The following is a 16,321-nucleotide window of genomic DNA, read 5'->3' as shown; positions in this document are numbered from 1 at the left end:
CTTAATTATGTGTATGTATAAATAAACTTAAAAATGACGAGGTAAGGCAATCGCAAAACTCTGCGAGATTGACGGAAAGCGATACTCTACCGGATAACCAAGCGCCGCGCCGGGATGCGTGAGAGGTCCTTTATAACTCGAAGTCATCATCACTTCCCAGGTGCATTGTTCGAGGTCTTTGATTAACAACTTGCAACGCGGGTCAACATACAGATGCCGCTCGCCAAGCGCATTCAAAATGCGACCATTCACCGAATTGATTCTATTTTTGATTGGCGGATTGGCAGCGCGACACACGACCTTGAAACCGGCATCTTTCAAAATCTGATGGTCACTGGTGCCGGTCGTCGAGCGATGCCCGCCCGCAGCATCCGGGTGAATCACCACGCCTTTCGTTCCAAACTGCCGTTCAATCTCTTTGGTAAGCTGCGGCGTGTTGCCGCCTTTGATGTAAATCTCATCAATCACGAAAACATCATCACCGATAATCTGCATCACCTCTGCATGCATTCCCGGCTCGACGTTGAAATCAACTCCGATGATCAGCGTTTCATTTTCGACGATGGATTGCGCCTTCACATTTTCAGCACGAGAGAAAAACGGATAGCATTGACCGGAATAAACATTGATGACCTTGCCTTCGATTTGCTGCATCGCCATATCCGGCGACATTTTCTTGAGTAAGCTCGGCACATAATCCGTCGGCAGCGTGTAATTATCCAACGTGTTCGCCGTGACCACTCTTACTTCCGGGTCTTCTTCAATTACGCCAAACCAGTTCATCCCCGAAGGCGAACTTGTAAGCCACCCTTCTAACCTATCAACCCGATTATCCCTGTGCCGCTCACAGATCGTGCGATAAGCTTCTTCGTCCATGTCTTTGGCTTCATCCAGCCAGAACCACCCGCACTTGAAACCATCCCAAGTCTTATAACCTTTGTTCTCTGCGGCTCGACACAAGACTTCGACCTTGCCCCAGAGATAAAGCACCTTTTTCTTTGCAGCAGATTCAGGATTATCGGGACGAATCGGCACCTTGTAAGCCTCGCAAACTTCATAAAGCCCTGTGAGTGTAGACTGCCAGAGTTGCGGATAAGTGTTCGCGCCGATGAATCCTCGCACGTTCGGATTCCTTGCCGCTTTTTCAATGGCGTAATGGGAACCGATCCACGACTTGCCCGCGCCGATGCCGCCACGATACGCCACATATTTACATTCCTTGTTGTCGAACAGTGAAAGGAACTTAACCTGCCCCGGTATTTCTTTCTTGCCCGGAGGAAACAACAACGAACGAATTTCTTCGCCGCTCGGAATGATGACAGCCTGATTTCTTTTCTCACGATTAGCCCATCGTATTCGAGACATTGATTTCTCCCTGTTGATGGGCTGCTTTACAGAAATCTTTCAATAATGAATCTCAAAAATCAATTCACATTTTGCTTGATTAAATAAACAGGCTTTTATAAGATGCCGCCGCTTCAACGAAAAGCCATCAATAATTATTACTGAAATAATTAACTCGAAATAACTGGAGTAACAATGCGGAAGATAATTGTTTTGATTTCTTTTCTATTTGTTTATCAGGTAAATGTATTTGCTCAATCCCCACTTGGTAAATGGGAGGGGGCAATTAATACCATTGCTCCGAACGGAGCTCCCGTAACTCTGCCTTTTCAAATATTAATTGCGGAGGACAGCACTGGTCTCAAAGGATACTTTGTGTCTTCCGCTCAAAATTTTGTCAGTGAATTTAAGACGGTTGTTCGTTCAGGGGCAAACTTAAGCGTAGAAGTGGATGTCCCTAACAACTTTCCGGTTATTATAACTGGAACATTTAATGATTCTGTTTGGAATGCCCAACTAAGACAAGGCCAAGCAGTCTTTCCAGTGACAATTACCCGAAAATCTGAAATTGAACTTAAAACTTTGAAAATAGCGCCTTCATATCAAAGTCAACAAATGTGGTGTTGGATAACTGTTGGCGAAATGATTTTTAGACACACAGGTGTATTAAGCGATGCAGATCCGCCCGGTCACGGAACTCAATGCCGGATTATACGCACGATTTTTCAAGGTAGTCAGAACTTTATTTGCAGTCTTAACTGTAATCAATGTGGTTCGCTCGGTGCAGGGAGTTCCAGAGAGTTAGCAGGAATGTTAGCGGATTTCCCACGCCGAATATCAACGAGTGGCAAACGGGTGCCAAGAATATTTTCATCAATTGCTCCGCCACTTTCATTTGCCGAACTGAAAAGCGAGATTGAACGCGGTTATCCAGTTATAGCAGGTATCAGCCCCGGACAGCAGTTCTCATTTGAACGGCAGATGAACCCATTTCTTCCCCCTATGCATGCAGCACTCATTGTTGGCATCTTAAGAACCGATAAGGGTATCTGGTACTTAGTAAATGATCCTTATCCATTTCCTATCGGCCCTCAGAATCCATATTTGGCAAATGGGGCAATACCGCTAATCACTTCAATTGCTGGCGCGCCAAAATCCTCTGCATATTTTATTGCAGAGGACAAATATAAAAATGGAATGACTTGGTCAGAATCGATATTGATTCGGGTGGAGAAATAGTCTCATCGAAAAATTAGAACTTTCTCGCTTGATGTTTTTGGAGGCTTTATGAATTTTCGGAAAATTTTACAATTGGTGTTGTTATTCGCCTTGTCTTTGATACCTGTTTCTGTATTTGCACAAACTGATGCACACAGCTTTGCTGAAGGGCGAGTTGCATTGGATAAATATAAAGATTGCCCAGCGGCTTTAAAAGCCTTTGAAAAAGTTTCCGAAAAAGGACGTAACGCCCTCTGGATTCATTACATCGCCAGAACCTATGAATGCTTGAAAAACTATGACAAGGCTTTAGTTTATTATGAGCAGTATGAAAAATTTTATCCGGGAAGGACTGAGATAATCGATAAAATTGCAGAGTTACGCTATCTGGCGAACAAGAACAAAGAAGAATCAGAGCGGAAAAGACTAGAAACTGAGAGGGCAAAAGAGGCTGAAAGACTTGAGTCGGAGAAAAAGGCAAGCGAAGCCGCGAAATTAAAAAAAATGAAAACAGATTTATCAGGAACTTGGGTGAGAAGTGGTAATGACAAAATAAGAATAAATCAAATCGCTTCCTATGTTGACGCCACCTATGCTGAGGTTTCTCTTGCTAGTCAAGATAAATTTGGCACCAGTGTTGGAGATTTATTATTTGAAGACGCTCAATTTAAAGATGGAGTTCTGGAAGGATATTGCTACATGAGATATGAAGAAGATGTCCGTGAGAATTGCGATGTTGATAGATACGCGAAGGTTAGAATGAGATTGAGGATATCCGATGATGGCAAAACGCTGTCAGGGAAGCGTGATGGAAAAATAATTGAATACAGCGCAGGTGCAGATCAATGTAGAGAAGATTATCTTGTTGAAGGAACGTTTGTTTTAACTCGTTATATCAAGTGATTGATAATAAGAGAAGAAAAATGATTACCAGTAAAATATATATTTTACTCATTTTAATTTTATTCCTTTGTCCCACAATATATTCATACCGACAAACCAATTCACAAGATATTAGCAAGCTCAAAAAAGTATGTGAAATAAACAAAAATGTCCAAGTCGAGGCGCAGGAGATTTTAAGGGGGCGTTACCCTAATGCAGAAGCGTTAAATGTTTCAGCTACCTGTAAAGAACAAGCAAGAAAACAAATAAAGGATTGGATTGATGAAGATATTAGAAATTGGCAATCGATTGCTAATCGCGCTTGTTCTTATGAACTTGGTTGGGTCGAGAAAAAGCCGAATACCTGTCAAGCTGGTGGCCCGCCTCCTATATGCCCTGTTGATCATTGGGAGAGGAAACCCCAAGAAGCAAAACAACGGATGATTGACGACAAAGCGAAAATTCGAGGCGAAAGAGAGAAATACATGTTGTCGCAAGCTTGTGGCTGCCTAAAAAATGAAATGGTGGTAAGCAGACAAAAAACGCTTCAGGAGTCGAATTCAATTTCTCAAGTTTATAATCCTTACACTTTTGATTGTAAGACGTGGAGCTGTCCACCGGGTATGGAGTGCAAAAACAATACTTGTGTACCTGTAACCGGTTATAGCGAAACGGCTCAAACGATTGGCGAATTGAAAGATCAAACCAAAAGTATCATTACAGATGAAGTGCTATCATCAATGGCTATGAAAGCAATCGAAAAAGTCAGTAAATCTTTAGCGGACGCTTTAAAGTCGAAGTCGTTTAAAATAATAGGCGGAGCCGTAAGCATTTTCGGAGGAATCTTTGAGACTACCACTATGTCTAAATGGACTGATGGTTATAACCGAGGTTCGGAACAAATCGGCACTAATTTAACGCATATTCGTTCATTATATGGAGAATTAAACAATTACAGGTTGGGTTTACCTTCCCGAGCCCCAAAACAAATTGAAAATGATATTTTGAAAGCCAAAATAGTTTTGAGAGAAAATTTAGATTATTTGAATACCTTCTATTCAGGAGTGATTAGGGAAAGAGAAATTGGGAAATATGAATGTCAGAACGTATTTGAATATCAGCATCAGTTAGTTAATGAAGCGGTTAATAATCTAATTTCCCTTCCTAATGGGTTCCTTTCTCTTTCTAAAAATAAGCAGCTAAAGGATTAAAATATCAACTACAAAATTAATCACCTTCAACTTTGGATTTTTTGTCGGGTTTTTCTGTTTGAAGGTATTCTAAAATTTGTAGACGCATCTCATGATCTTGAAGTTTCTGTTCAATTCTTGAGGTCTTTTCATCAATCGCATCAAGCTTAGATTTGATCGGATGCAAATCTATTTTCACAAAATTGATGATTTGAGTGATAACCGAAATCACCGCGAGAGCAACAGCCGCCCAGGTTGCTCGTCGCGGTTTTTGCATTGCTTGTTTGGTTCGTTGTGTCCAAATCATGTTTTTGCTCCTTCAATCAAACACTCTCAAAGTGTGGATAGTCCTTAAACGATTTCCAATCGCCGCCCCAACTGAGTCCGTTTCGCTTTGCAATCACCGAAAATAATTTGAATAAATCAACCGTCCAGTGAACGCGACCCGCGCCGTCCTTAAAAGCAATATCAAAAGCCGGACTCGGATATTTGGTGTGATTCGATTGACCGGCTTTCGCATTGGTAACAACTTTGCCCGGCTTCGTTCTCCCTTGAGCATAAAGCGCGTTCTGCTCTTCCGGGCTTCGATAGGTGCAACTCAAAAACGGCTGTGGCGAGTTCGGATACTTCTCTCGAAATTCAACCGCCGAACTCACCCAGGCCTCACGCGCTTTAATCGTCAAATCTATCTCGCTTCTGCTTGCCATCTTTCACCTCTTAAATCGCGAACTTTGAATCTTCGGCTGATTTCAAGGCGATTCGCGCCACTCGCACCCGCCGACCACCACAGTTCGCACTTTCACAAACGCTTTTATTCGCTCATTTAAACCCTGTTCAACGCACACTTCGCATTTTCACATTCTGCGAACTTCACTCTTTTACTCCACCTCACCCGGTCGCGCTCGTGCTCGAAATCGCGAACTCAGAGGTTCACCCTCAAGCGAGCCTTGCGCTCTCCACTCGCACCAGGCTTTGAAACAAAACCCTCGCTGAAATTTTCTAAAAATATTTTCCGTTGAAAATCTTGCGCGTTTTTCACCAGAAATTTTCCGCGTGTGAATTTCAAAAATCTTTTCCGCCATTAATCACAATTGCTTTAGCTCTATTTCCAGCGCCGACAGCCGCCGATCAATCAACTGTGAGCAATGCTCGCAATCTTTCACCGCTTCCCAGATGTCACCGATGACCGCGTCTTTTAACGCTTCGCGTTGTTTCGCCTTGCCGCGTTCGTCGAGTTCCGCATCCGTTCGCCTGAACTTGTCGAGCGTTTCAATCAACTGCGCGAGTCGCTGGACGCCAATCGCTTCGGCCCACAACGTCGCTTTGCAAAACGCCAGGTCTAAGAGCGTTTGCAACTTTTCAGTGAGCGTGTGTCGCTGCGCGTCTTCATAGGCATCAAGAAATTTCCGGCGTTCCTCTGCATCACTGGCTTTAGGCAAAACGAGACTGCCGCGCCGCGACGTGTTGCCCGGTTGACCGCCGGGCTTACGCGGGTTCTTGCGACCGCCGCCTTTGTCACCACCCCAGGGACTCGCCATCAATCACACCTCACCAATGACCACGAGCCGCGTCACCACTTCGCATTCACAAAAGGGATGCGCTGGTGGCGTGTAGCCGATTTCTTCAATCGGCTGACCATCGTTTTCATCGCAAATGCCGGTGGTACAGCCACGCCCTCTATCGCCTTCGTAAGTTTTCCACACTTCTTTGAATTCAAGTTGTACTGCCATTGTCCACCTCACCGCTTGCCCAATCGTTCGACCGCCGCGACCGCTTCGCCTTCGTTCTCTTCGACATATGCATGCAGGCTTTCGAGATTGGCATGACGACTTAACGAGCGCACCACGCGAATATCGGTTTTATCGTCGAGCAGCCGGTTGATGAAATGTTTCCTCAAGCTGTGTGGCGTGACTTTCTTCGTAAGTCCAGCATCACGCTTAAGCCGCTTGATGATTTTTTGAATCGCCCTCGAGGTGATGTGCTTGTCATCGTAGCCCGGAAACAACCACTCGCCTTGATACCACGTTCTCAACCACACCACATAAATCTCAAGCATCGCTTTGACGCGCTCATTGAGTGGCAGTTTGCCGCCGCGCTTTCGTTTGGTGTGCTCGGCTTCCAGATGCAAGAAGTCCAGCGCCTTCGATGCAACGACCACTTGCGGCACTTTAAGCGTTGCGATTTCAGAAACCCGAAGACCCGTAGCGGCAAACAATTCAATCAAGGTTTTATCCCTGATGCCGAGATTGCCGCCACAGGCTTCGGTTAGCGCATTGAGTTCTTTGATTGAAAGCGAATCGGAACCGCGCATCTTACGCCTCCGGAACTTGAGCTAAAAACTGCTCCGTTGCCTCGTGCAGCTTCTCAACCGTCGAGCGGAGTTTCTTTGCTTTTTCAGAGCGTGGATTCTTCACCGTTGATGCAAGAAGCGAAATTAAAGTTGAAATCAAAATCGAAGTCATCGCTTAGTCTCACTTTCTGTTGTAGTTTGCGCCTGCAAAATCGCACAGATTGGCAAATAAACAAATGTTATCCGTCCGATTCGTCTTATTCGTCTAAGTTGACTACCCGTAGCAGGCTGAAAATTCGCTTTTCGATGGCATAATTCACCAAGCCCACGCGGAGGTTGTATGAATGAGCGAGTCACGATTACCGATGCGCTTGCCTACATCAAAGAAAAGAGCGGGCACGATTTTGAACGCCGAACGTTTACCCGCTGGCTTGAGCAGGGCAGTGTATCTATTGATGGAATAGATATTAAAATCAATGCAAAGTTGATTGAAGGTAAATGGAAAATTGGCAGGGATTCGCTGGAAAATTTAATCAAAGAGTTGAATGCTTGATTGACTGTGCAATGACAAACCGACTGTGTTACTATCCGGTTCGCCAGGCGCAAGTGCTTTGGCAAAATCTAAAATGTGAATTTCCCCTCTCACCTTTTGCATTCTGCTAGGGATCGCTCTATCCCCACTTGCGCCGACCCTTTTCGAGTGTTCAAGATGAGTTTTAAAATTCTCAAGATAACTTTTCACCAGATTTCTATCCTTCAAAATCAAAACATTCTCCGCATTCCGTTTTGCTGAATCAGTGAAATTCATTGAGCCGGTTATCACTGTGCCTTCATCAATGACGATAATTTTCGAGTGCGCGCTTTTATGTTGAGAGTCCGAATAAACCGAAAGCAAACCACTGAGTTTCATCGCATCACTGCCGCGTTCATTGATTCTATTTGCGTCTACAATAACCGAAACCTTGACGCCGCGCTCCTGAAGTCGAATGAGCAGATTCGCCAGCGCATCGCTCGTTAAGCTGTAGGCTTGAAGACGCACCGAGATTTTAGCTTTAGACACTTCTTCAATGATTTGATTGAAACACGCTTCTTGTGGATTAAAACAAACGGAGGGTTGCGAATTCGACTGTTGAAAAAGAAAGAGAATCAATAGCAACTTCATCGAATCGGATTTGTAGCAAAGTTTTTTTCAGGGTTCAAGAGCAGTGTTCCGTCGAGCCGGAATAATCGAAATGTGAAACCTCGATAATTGGCGACCAGCAAGCCAGTCACAATGAAACAATCTTTCGATAGCGATGCCGCGACGCATCGAGCATCGCAGCATCTCTCACGCTTCGCTACAAATGAATATCCCTTTTTGATGCGCGGCGTCGCGAACACTCGCCGCGCGATTCGTGCGCGTGTGCGAACGCCAGAACAGCTATTATCCACTCACTCGCTCGTTGCCAACCGCGCTTGCGCGGTGCTTCACTGCGTTACGCCCCTTCGGGTGACAACCTCGCTTCGTTCGTCGGACTCGCTGTTCATTGGCTTTCTGCACACCGCGTGCCACAACTCGCGCCTTAAACATTTCTTTACTAATCCGTCAACTCAATCAAAATAATTCATTATGTGTAAATATGTATAATAATGTATAATTAAACACATTAAATCCGAGGGGCGCGACTCAGCAACGCGTGCGGTGTTTAGACACCGGAAAGGACAAACCAAAATGTTTAATGACCGAATTTCACGCGCTTGGGAAATTATCAAAATTAACGACGCCTGGTATGTGAAACACCTCGACAAATTCATTGTCAATTCACAATCAGACGCCACGAAAACTTACGAAGTCTATGGCTTGTATTGCGAATGCCCTGACGCCTTGCATGGCAACATTTGCAAACACATTTTAGCGACGACCGGCAAACTCGTAACGCTTGCCTGCATTTCATTCCGTGAGGCTTCCACCGAATCGCAGCTCTACCAGCTCGCCAACGACTTCGCCCCTAAATTTGCCGACGTGCCGAATGCGCTTGTCTCGATTGCGCGAAACGAATTCAAACGACAACGCGAAATTTTCAGACTTGCCGAAAATGCCCAACGCATCGCCTCGGAGGTGGCCGCCTGATGCGTCGCCCCGATGTGGTCGCCTTCGCTTTGGCTGTGCTGGACGCCTTGCGCGCCGGCACAGCCGCAATCTTGCGAGCCAACGACCGCGCCGCCTGGTTGATGTTTCGGCGCTGGTGGTGGTCGTTTCGTTCGACTTCGATTTACTGGCGGCTCAGGTGGTCGCTCAAACGCTGCAAATTTTAGGAGGAAAAAATGAAAAGAAGACCAACAGAAGAACAGAAAGCCCGCGCTGCCGAACGGCGAGAAAGTTTCAAACAAATTGTTGAGTTTGTTGCGAGACTTTCGGAAACCGAGCGACTGGAAATCGTCAACCGGCTTGGGTGCGTTACCACCTGTGAAGGTCACGCCCTATCAGTTTTCAATACTTGCCTGATATTGAATCAGAACCCAACAGCCTCACTCGTAGGCGGGTTTCAGCAATGGCGAAGACTTGGGCGAACCGTCCGAAAAGGTGAGCAGGGGTTAATGATTTGGATTCCCAAAGGAACCAACGACGAGCCGACCGGCGACGATGTGAACCGAGAGAAACCAAATTTTTTAATGGGCTATGTTTTCGATGTAGCGCAGACCGAACCTGCCACCGAACAACAAGCAGCTTAACCAAAACCGGGCGCGTTGTGCGCGCCCATAACTTCACAAGGAGATACAACAATGAAAAAGCACCATGAATTTTATGCTGAGGAAATCAGCGCGACGAACTGGACTGCAAAACAAATCGCGCAAGGCGAAGGCGATTTCACCGAAGAGATACAGCAACACGCTCAATATCTCATCAATTCTGATGAAAAAATTCGCGCTTCATTCTATTTCGTAAAGCAATACAGCAGCAGCGATGCAGAAGAATTTGGCGCACCTTATGAAGGCGCGACGCTTTGGGCGCTCGACAACTCGACCGTAACAGTTCGACGCTCAAACCTTCAAAACTAATCAACCCACAAGTGACCGGGCGACTTGAAAACCCGGTCACTCATAATCACAAGGAGAACACACAACCATGAAAGAACTGCTTGAAAACATCGAACAACACGGCAAGCGCATTGCCGAATATACCCGCTCAATCAATTACCTCAGAGATTCGCTTGCCATCATCGAAGCGAAACACCAACTGGCAATCGTCGAAGCCAAAAACGAAGAAACCGGCAAGCCGCTTTATTCAAACGACACCGCAAGAGCCGGTGCTTTGAAACTCAGGCTTGAAGATAACGAAACCTATCAAATCAAACTCTCAAACCTACGCGACCTCGAACACGAACGCGAATGCTTGAGAGCCGAGATTGAATCAATGCGAGGGCTTTTCAGATTGTCATTGCTCGACAAAGAAGAAGCTATCACCGCCGGTCGTGTGACAGCTTGAGAAGTGAAGGGCTGAGAGTTTTAAAGCCCTCAGCCCTCCACGGACAAACCAAAATGTTGAACCAAGTGTAACAGAACTACAGAAGGAGAAACAACAATGACAGCAACCGCACTCGGACAAGTTGAACGCCTTTTAGATCGCGTTACCGCGAAACCGCCGAAGCCTTTTTATCTCAAGGTCACGCCACAAACGGACGGCAGCTTTACCTTTGAGCAAATCGAATTTATGACCGTCGAGCAGGCAGCCGAACTGGCCCACGTCAACCCTCGAACCCTTTACCTCTGGATAGACAACGCCAGCGTAAACGGCTTGAAATCCTACAAAGCGCCCGGGAGCCGCAACATCCTTTTCGACATCAACGAGTTTGTGAACTGGATTAAAGGCGTGAATGAATTGGATATTCAGGAACTCTAAACTGCAACCAAACATCTTGAAGCAATCAGGCGCGAAGGGTAACATCTTCGCGCCCATTGCTTTGCGGCTTGGGAAAGGACAAACCAATGTCAGTTTACAAACGTGAGTGGAAGGATAAGCAGGGACGCGACCGTTTTTGTTGGTACTTCCACAAAACCATTGATGATGTTCGTCACCGAATCCCGATTCCAACGGCGCGCACCAAAGCCCAGGCTGAACGTGCAGCCATCAAAATCGGGGCAGATATTCATGAAGGCAAGTACGGCAAACTTCAAAAAAGCGACAACTTCAAAACCTTTACCGAGAAAGTCTATCTGCCATACTCACAAGCAACGAAGCGCTCATTTCGAGATGACCAGTTACGCAGTAAAGCGTTGATCAGATTTTTCGGTAAAAAGCGATTGAAGGATATTTCGCCTTTTGATGTTGAGTCGTACAGAATCAAACGCAAAAACACGCCAATTGTGAGCCGTCACAAAGACGAAACCAAGCGTACAACCAAACCGCGAACCCCTGCAGCGATTAACCGGGAAGTTTTTTTACTGTCGGCAATTCTCAAACTGGCAGTCGAAAAAAAACTCATCATAGAAAATCCCTGCTCAAAAGTCGCGGCTTACCCGGAACAAAATCGCGTCCGTTACCTCAAGCCTGAAGAAGAGCAAAAGCTGATGAAAGTTCTCATCGGTGAACGTGCTCACCTGCGGGATATGGTGACGCTTGCGATTCACACAGGCACACGCAGAGAATCCGAACTTTTCAAGCTTACAGCTGACAAGGTGGATTTCGTGCGCGATTGTCTGAACATCACAGAAACCAAGTCCGGCGAAGACCGTCAGGTTCCCTTGAATAACACTTCGCGGGCGCTGCTTAAACGACTGGTCGAAGAAGCAAAAATGAAGGGCTGGCAATATCTTTTTACCAACCCTAAAACGCAGACTCGTTACACGACCATTAAGACAGCCTGGGAAACTGCATGCCGACTCGCCAAAATCACAGACCTGCGGTTTCATGATTTGCGTCACACCTTCGGCACCCGAGCGACCGACGCAGGAGTTCCCCTCAAAGATGTCGCCAAAGTGATGGGGCATAAATCAACCAAGACCACAGAGAAATACGCTCACCCGACAGACGCAGGAATGCGCCGGGCAGTCGAAGCCATTGAGAAAAAATCAGCGGCGGTCACATTACGGTCACATGATTTTAGAAAGGAGAAAGCCGGATGAACCAAACTGTGCAAATAAAAGGCATTGAAAGCGGGTAGGGATGCCTGGGCATCGGACTCATAATCCTTTGGTCCGGGGTTCAAATCCCTGAGGGGCCATCAATACTTTCAACGGTTTACAAGCTTCAACTTTTCTTCTTCTGTTTGTGGCGTAGCGGCAATGCAGCGGGACTTTTCAATTGCCTCTACTGCGCGCCTCTGTTACATCTTCTGGTCGCCTTTTTGGTTCTTTTCCGTCTATAACGATCACCACAGATTGATCAAAGGATTTTATTTCGCCCTCACTTCAAATGAGATGAAGTGATGTAAGTGGGAGAATGCTGTGACACCTTTAATCCGCTTAAAATAGGTGGGACTTTTCATCGGCAGGCGCTCAACAGTTTCTCAAACGCATTAATAATCCCGACATATTTAATTTTCTATTGCCACTAAGGGCAGAGAGATGCAAATCAGATTGATGGAGGGAGAAGATGAACGCCATCGGTGTTTTAAGACTCATACTTCTAATTGTCTTTTTTAATGTCGCTCTGGTTAGTGCCCAAGAACATCACCAACATCAGCATGAACCAACAGAAAAACTCGGACGGGTGAATTTTTCCATCTCTTGTGAGCCTGGCGCACAGCAAAAATTTAATCGCGCTCTGGCGCTGCTCCATTCCTTTCAATATCCCGATGCCGAGATGACATTTGCTGAAATCACTGCCGCTGACCCTAACTGCGCGATGGCATGGTGGGGCGTGGCAATGAGTTTATATCATCCGTTGTGGCTTCCACCGACGCCTGCGGAATTGCGAAAAGGCCAGCAGGCAATCGAGCGCGCCAAAGCTGCCAATCCAAAAACCGCGCGCGAACGAGATTATATTGTGGCTCTCGACATCTTTTACAAAGACGCGGACAAACAAAATCACTGGCAGCGCGCGCGCGCTTATGCCGTGGCGATGGAAAGTGTCTATCGGCGCTATCCGCAGGACCACGAGGCTGCAATTTTCTATGCGCTTGCCCTGAACGGGACGGCGCCAGCGAGCGACAAGAATTTAACCAACCGCACCAAAGCTGCGAAGATTCTTTACCGTGTCGGATCGCACGAAACTGACCATCCGGGAATCACTCACTACTTGATTCACAGCTACGACTATCCGTCACTTGCGCACCTGGCGCTGACCGCAGCCCGACGCTATGCGAAAATAGCGCCTTCATCGGCGCATGCCCTGCATATGCCCTCGCACATTTTCACGCGGCTAGGGATGTGGTCGGACTCGATTCAATCGAATCTCGCTTCCGCTGCCGCTGCCAGACAACAACTCGACCGGGTGCAACCCGATGCAACTTCGCACGATCATCTTCACGCGATGGACTATTTGATGTATGCCTATCTGCAAGGCGCACAGGACGAGCACGCGAAACGCATTCTGGATAAAGCACTGTCTTACAGTGAATCTGATGAAGCAGTCTTTCAAGTCGCTTTTGCATGGACGGCAATTCCTGCGCGCTTTGCCCTTGAAAGGCACCGCTGGCAGGATGCCGCATCGCTAACCCTGCACCCCGGTCAATTTCCCTGGGAACGTTTCCGCTTTGCCGAAGCCAATCTCTATTTCGCGCGAGCGATAGGTGCGGCGCGCAGTGGAGACCTGGTTACGGCACAACGAGAGATTGAAAAGCTGACCACCATTCAAATGGAACTGGCTAAGATTAAAGATGGATATGACTGGGCAAAGGAGGTTCAGATTCAACTCCTCGCTGCTACCGCTTGGTTTGCACAGGCAAAAGGAAAACCTGACGAAGCAGAACGGTTGTTGCGCGCTACGGCAGAGTTAGAGGACACGACCGATAAACATCCGGTCACGCCGGGCGCGATTTTACCGGCGCGCGAGATGCTGGGCGATTTACTGCTTGAACTTAAACGACCGGCTGAAGCGCTAAAGGAATATGAAGCGGTGCTTCAGATTACACCGAACCGATTTAATAGCCTCTACGGTGCTGCCCGTGCGGCTGAAATTGCGGGCAATCGACGCAAGACACGGTTTTATTACACGAAGTTGACAAAGGGATGTAATAGGGCTACCGGGCGACAATCTGAGCTTCAAGCGGCGAAGGTATTTCTGGGAAAGCAATAACCCAGGGACACGATAACCGCAAACTGCTGGCAAATTAGAAATACCTGAATATGGTCAAGGGCAGAGTATAGGATTTTGAGTCCGTTGCTCCTGGGATGAATCTCTAAAATGCCATCAACAAACCATTCCCGCCTTTGTATAATAATTTCCGATGGCATCTAAAAAAGATAAACTCGGAAAAATCACCATTAAAAAAGAGGAGTTGCGACCGCGCGAGCGCGCCCCAATTTTACCTACTCGACAGATTGAAGACCGGCGCAAAAAAGAGGAACGTCGCGAAAAATATAAAAAAGATTTGCGGCGCGTGACCAACGACGAATAATCTACCATTCGTTAACCAGTTGACAATCTTTACGCCAACCCTTATCAACACGCCCATTTTCATTGGCGTTGACACCCGTTTGAAGGCTCAACTATCATCAGCTTTAATTCTAAAGTGCTCCTTTGATTTATCGTTTGAAATTCATGCGAGAGGAAAGTTATGAGCGCAACACTTGATGTCACCAATCGTTTGCAGGAAGCCGAAGCAGAATGGGAAGAACGCACGCTCAGTCCCACACTGAAAAAAATGCCGGAAAGTCGCGAAGTCTTTACCACCACTTCGCTCGCGCCGGTCGAACGTCTCTACACCCCCAACAGCATCGCCGACCTCGATTATGAAAAAGAGTTGGGCTTTCCGGGCGAGCCGCCTTACACGCGCGGCATTCACGCGACCGGCTATCGCGGCAAACTCTGGACGATGCGTCAATTTGCCGGTTTCGGTTCAGCGTTCGATACCAACAAACGCTTCAAATACCTGCTCGAACATGGGCAGACCGGACTTTCAACAGCTTTCGATTTACCGACCTTGATGGGCTATGATTCAGACCATCCATTCAGCGAAGGTGAAGTCGGTAAATGCGGCGTGGCGATTTCATCACTTGCCGATATGGAAGTGTTATTCGATGGCATTCCTCTCGAACAGGTCACCACTTCAATGACCATCAATGCGCCTGCATCAATGATTCTTGCAATGTTTCTCGTGGTTGCGGAAAAACAGGGCGCAGATTGGAAGAAAGTCGGCGGCACATTGCAAAACGATATTCTCAAAGAATACATCGCGCAAAAGGAGTGGATTTATCCGCCGCGTCAGGCGATGCGACTCGTGGTTGACAGTGTCGAGTTTTGCGCCAAAGAGGCGCCGCGCTTTAATCCGATTTCAATTTCCGGTTATCACATTCGCGAAGCCGGTTCGACGGCGTTGCAAGAGTTGGCATTTACGCTGCGCGACGGCATTGAATATGTCGAGTATTGCATCAATCACGGCTTGGATGTTGATGAGTTTGCGCCCAGACTATCGTTTTTCTTCAACTCGCATAATGATTTCTTTGAAGAGATTGCCAAATATCGCGCCGCGCGGCGCATCTGGTACAAGGTGATGAAAGAGCGTTTCGGCGCCAAGAGTCCGCGCTCGTGGATGCTCAGGTTCCACACCCAAACCGCAGGCGTATCACTCACCGCGCAACAACCGTTAAATAATATTGTGCGCGTGGCGATTCAGGCGCTCGCGGGCGTGCTCGGCGGTACGCAATCTTTGCATACGGATTCCTATGATGAAGCCCTTGCGTTGCCCTCGGATGAAGCGGCGCTGATTGCGCTTCGCACCCAACAAATCATCGCCCATGAGTCGGGCGCAGCAAACGTGGTTGACCCATTGGGCGGCTCGTACTTCATTGAAAAACTCACACGCGAAATGGAAGAGGGGGCGTTTGAATACTTCCGCAAGATTGATGATTTCGGCGGCATGATTGAAGCGGTCGATGCAGGTTTTCCGCAACGCGAAATTCAGGATTCCGCCTATCAATATCAACTCGCAGTTGATGCCAAAGATAAAATCATTGTCGGGGTCAATGAATTCGTCATGGAAAACGAACCGCAGGAAATTCCCCTTCTGCAAATTGATGAATCAACCGCGAGACTGCAAAGCGAACGATTAGCAAAACTGCGAGCCGAACGTGACAACCAGCGTGTGCAAGAGTCTTTGAAAGCCTTAGCCGATGGGGCGCGCGAAGGCGCAAACACGATGTATCTGTTACTCGACTCAGTGCGCGCTTATGCCACGCTTGGTGAAATGTGCGATGCCTTGCGTCCGGTTTACGGCGAGTATCAGGAACCGGCGTTTTAATGAATTGAAAAGGAAAA

General features: G+C 47.1%; 22 protein-coding genes. 14 read left to right on the top strand and 8 right to left on the bottom strand.

Annotated features, from left to right (window positions below):
* Positions 1 to 27 precede the first annotated feature (27 nt).
* On the bottom strand, positions 28 to 1,365 hold the full coding sequence (locus AB1757_21295; protein ID MEW6129590.1) for a hypothetical protein: 1,338 nt from the start codon (positions 1,363 to 1,365) through the stop codon (positions 28 to 30).
* A gap of 174 nt (positions 1,366 to 1,539) precedes the next feature.
* Between AB1757_21295 and AB1757_21290 the strand changes: the two genes are divergently transcribed.
* The 3 genes from AB1757_21290 to AB1757_21280 are packed head-to-tail and all read left to right on the top strand — an operon-like array spanning position 1,540 to position 4,655.
* Positions 1,540 to 2,583 (top strand): hypothetical protein, encoded by a 1,044-nt coding sequence (locus AB1757_21290; GenBank protein MEW6129589.1) that lies wholly within the window; start codon positions 1,540 to 1,542, stop codon positions 2,581 to 2,583.
* Between the two features lie 48 nt (positions 2,584 to 2,631).
* Positions 2,632 to 3,465, top strand: coding sequence for a hypothetical protein (locus tag AB1757_21285; protein MEW6129588.1), 834 nt, complete (start codon positions 2,632 to 2,634; stop codon positions 3,463 to 3,465).
* Between the two features lie 20 nt (positions 3,466 to 3,485).
* Complete coding sequence (locus AB1757_21280; GenBank protein MEW6129587.1) at positions 3,486 to 4,655, top strand: hypothetical protein; 1,170 nt, start codon at positions 3,486 to 3,488, stop codon at positions 4,653 to 4,655.
* A 16-nt stretch (positions 4,656 to 4,671) separates the two neighbouring features.
* Here AB1757_21280 and AB1757_21275 read toward each other — a convergent pair whose 3' ends face one another.
* The 6 genes from AB1757_21275 to AB1757_21250 all read right to left on the bottom strand — a co-directional run bounded on the left by AB1757_21275 (position 4,672) and on the right by AB1757_21250 (position 7,096).
* On the bottom strand, positions 4,672 to 4,941 hold the full coding sequence (locus tag AB1757_21275; GenBank protein ID MEW6129586.1) for a hypothetical protein: 270 nt from the start codon (positions 4,939 to 4,941) through the stop codon (positions 4,672 to 4,674).
* A gap of 16 nt (positions 4,942 to 4,957) precedes the next feature.
* Positions 4,958 to 5,341, bottom strand: coding sequence for a M15 family metallopeptidase (locus AB1757_21270; GenBank protein ID MEW6129585.1), 384 nt, complete (start codon positions 5,339 to 5,341; stop codon positions 4,958 to 4,960).
* Positions 5,342 to 5,719: 378 nt separating this feature from the next.
* Positions 5,720 to 6,172 carry a hypothetical protein gene (locus AB1757_21265; GenBank protein ID MEW6129584.1) on the bottom strand — a complete coding sequence of 151 codons (453 nt, stop codon included), beginning with the start codon at positions 6,170 to 6,172 and terminating at the stop codon, positions 5,720 to 5,722.
* Between the two features lie 3 nt (positions 6,173 to 6,175).
* The gene (locus AB1757_21260) at positions 6,176 to 6,364 is read right to left on the bottom strand and encodes a hypothetical protein (GenBank protein ID MEW6129583.1); all 189 of its coding nucleotides are present in this window, start codon (positions 6,362 to 6,364) and stop codon (positions 6,176 to 6,178) included.
* 8 nt (positions 6,365 to 6,372) lie between these two features.
* Positions 6,373 to 6,945 (bottom strand): tyrosine-type recombinase/integrase, encoded by a 573-nt coding sequence (locus AB1757_21255; GenBank protein MEW6129582.1) that lies wholly within the window; start codon positions 6,943 to 6,945, stop codon positions 6,373 to 6,375.
* Position 6,946: 1 nt separating this feature from the next.
* Positions 6,947 to 7,096 carry a hypothetical protein gene (locus tag AB1757_21250; protein MEW6129581.1) on the bottom strand — a complete coding sequence of 50 codons (150 nt, stop codon included), beginning with the start codon at positions 7,094 to 7,096 and terminating at the stop codon, positions 6,947 to 6,949.
* A 168-nt stretch (positions 7,097 to 7,264) separates the two neighbouring features.
* Between AB1757_21250 and AB1757_21245 the strand changes: the two genes are divergently transcribed.
* Positions 7,265 to 7,477, top strand: coding sequence for a hypothetical protein (locus AB1757_21245; GenBank protein MEW6129580.1), 213 nt, complete (start codon positions 7,265 to 7,267; stop codon positions 7,475 to 7,477).
* On the opposite strand, the gene AB1757_21240 is transcribed toward AB1757_21245, so the two are convergent.
* On the bottom strand, positions 7,454 to 7,984 hold the full coding sequence (locus AB1757_21240; GenBank protein MEW6129579.1) for a phospholipase D-like domain-containing protein: 531 nt from the start codon (positions 7,982 to 7,984) through the stop codon (positions 7,454 to 7,456). The two genes, AB1757_21245 and AB1757_21240, sit on opposite strands and share 24 nt — an antisense overlap.
* A gap of 651 nt (positions 7,985 to 8,635) precedes the next feature.
* Here AB1757_21240 and AB1757_21235 point away from each other — a divergent pair.
* From AB1757_21235 to AB1757_21190, 10 genes are all read left to right on the top strand, one after another.
* Entirely contained in the window at positions 8,636 to 9,034 is a 399-nt protein-coding gene (locus AB1757_21235; GenBank protein MEW6129578.1) for an SWIM zinc finger family protein, read from the top strand.
* Positions 9,034 to 9,219 carry a hypothetical protein gene (locus AB1757_21230; GenBank protein ID MEW6129577.1) on the top strand — a complete coding sequence of 62 codons (186 nt, stop codon included), beginning with the start codon at positions 9,034 to 9,036 and terminating at the stop codon, positions 9,217 to 9,219. The genes AB1757_21235 and AB1757_21230 overlap by 1 nt, the downstream gene beginning before the upstream one ends.
* A 9-nt stretch (positions 9,220 to 9,228) precedes the next feature.
* Positions 9,229 to 9,636, top strand: coding sequence for an ArdC-like ssDNA-binding domain-containing protein (locus AB1757_21225; GenBank protein ID MEW6129576.1), 408 nt, complete (start codon positions 9,229 to 9,231; stop codon positions 9,634 to 9,636).
* A 51-nt stretch (positions 9,637 to 9,687) separates the two neighbouring features.
* Positions 9,688 to 9,963, top strand: a complete 276-nt coding sequence (locus AB1757_21220) for a hypothetical protein (GenBank protein MEW6129575.1) — start codon at positions 9,688 to 9,690, stop codon at positions 9,961 to 9,963.
* A gap of 67 nt (positions 9,964 to 10,030) precedes the next feature.
* Complete coding sequence (locus AB1757_21215) at positions 10,031 to 10,390, top strand: hypothetical protein (protein ID MEW6129574.1); 360 nt, start codon at positions 10,031 to 10,033, stop codon at positions 10,388 to 10,390.
* Positions 10,391 to 10,486: 96 nt separating this feature from the next.
* Entirely contained in the window at positions 10,487 to 10,804 is a 318-nt protein-coding gene (locus tag AB1757_21210) for a helix-turn-helix domain-containing protein (protein MEW6129573.1), read from the top strand.
* Positions 10,805 to 10,890: 86 nt separating this feature from the next.
* Complete coding sequence (locus AB1757_21205) at positions 10,891 to 12,027, top strand: site-specific integrase (GenBank protein MEW6129572.1); 1,137 nt, start codon at positions 10,891 to 10,893, stop codon at positions 12,025 to 12,027.
* A gap of 469 nt (positions 12,028 to 12,496) precedes the next feature.
* Positions 12,497 to 14,140 carry a hypothetical protein gene (locus AB1757_21200; GenBank protein MEW6129571.1) on the top strand — a complete coding sequence of 548 codons (1,644 nt, stop codon included), beginning with the start codon at positions 12,497 to 12,499 and terminating at the stop codon, positions 14,138 to 14,140.
* A gap of 151 nt (positions 14,141 to 14,291) precedes the next feature.
* Positions 14,292 to 14,462, top strand: coding sequence for a hypothetical protein (locus tag AB1757_21195; protein ID MEW6129570.1), 171 nt, complete (start codon positions 14,292 to 14,294; stop codon positions 14,460 to 14,462).
* 159 nt (positions 14,463 to 14,621) lie between these two features.
* Positions 14,622 to 16,304 (top strand): methylmalonyl-CoA mutase family protein, encoded by a 1,683-nt coding sequence (locus AB1757_21190; protein ID MEW6129569.1) that lies wholly within the window; start codon positions 14,622 to 14,624, stop codon positions 16,302 to 16,304.
* The last annotated feature ends 17 nt before the right edge of the window (positions 16,305 to 16,321 follow it).

Source organism: Acidobacteriota bacterium, from assembly GCA_040754075.1.
In the GTDB taxonomy this organism is placed as follows: domain Bacteria; phylum Acidobacteriota; class Blastocatellia; order UBA7656; family UBA7656; genus JBFMDH01.
Note: the sequence above shows the minus strand (reverse complement) of the source record. Positions and strands in the feature narration are given on the sequence as shown.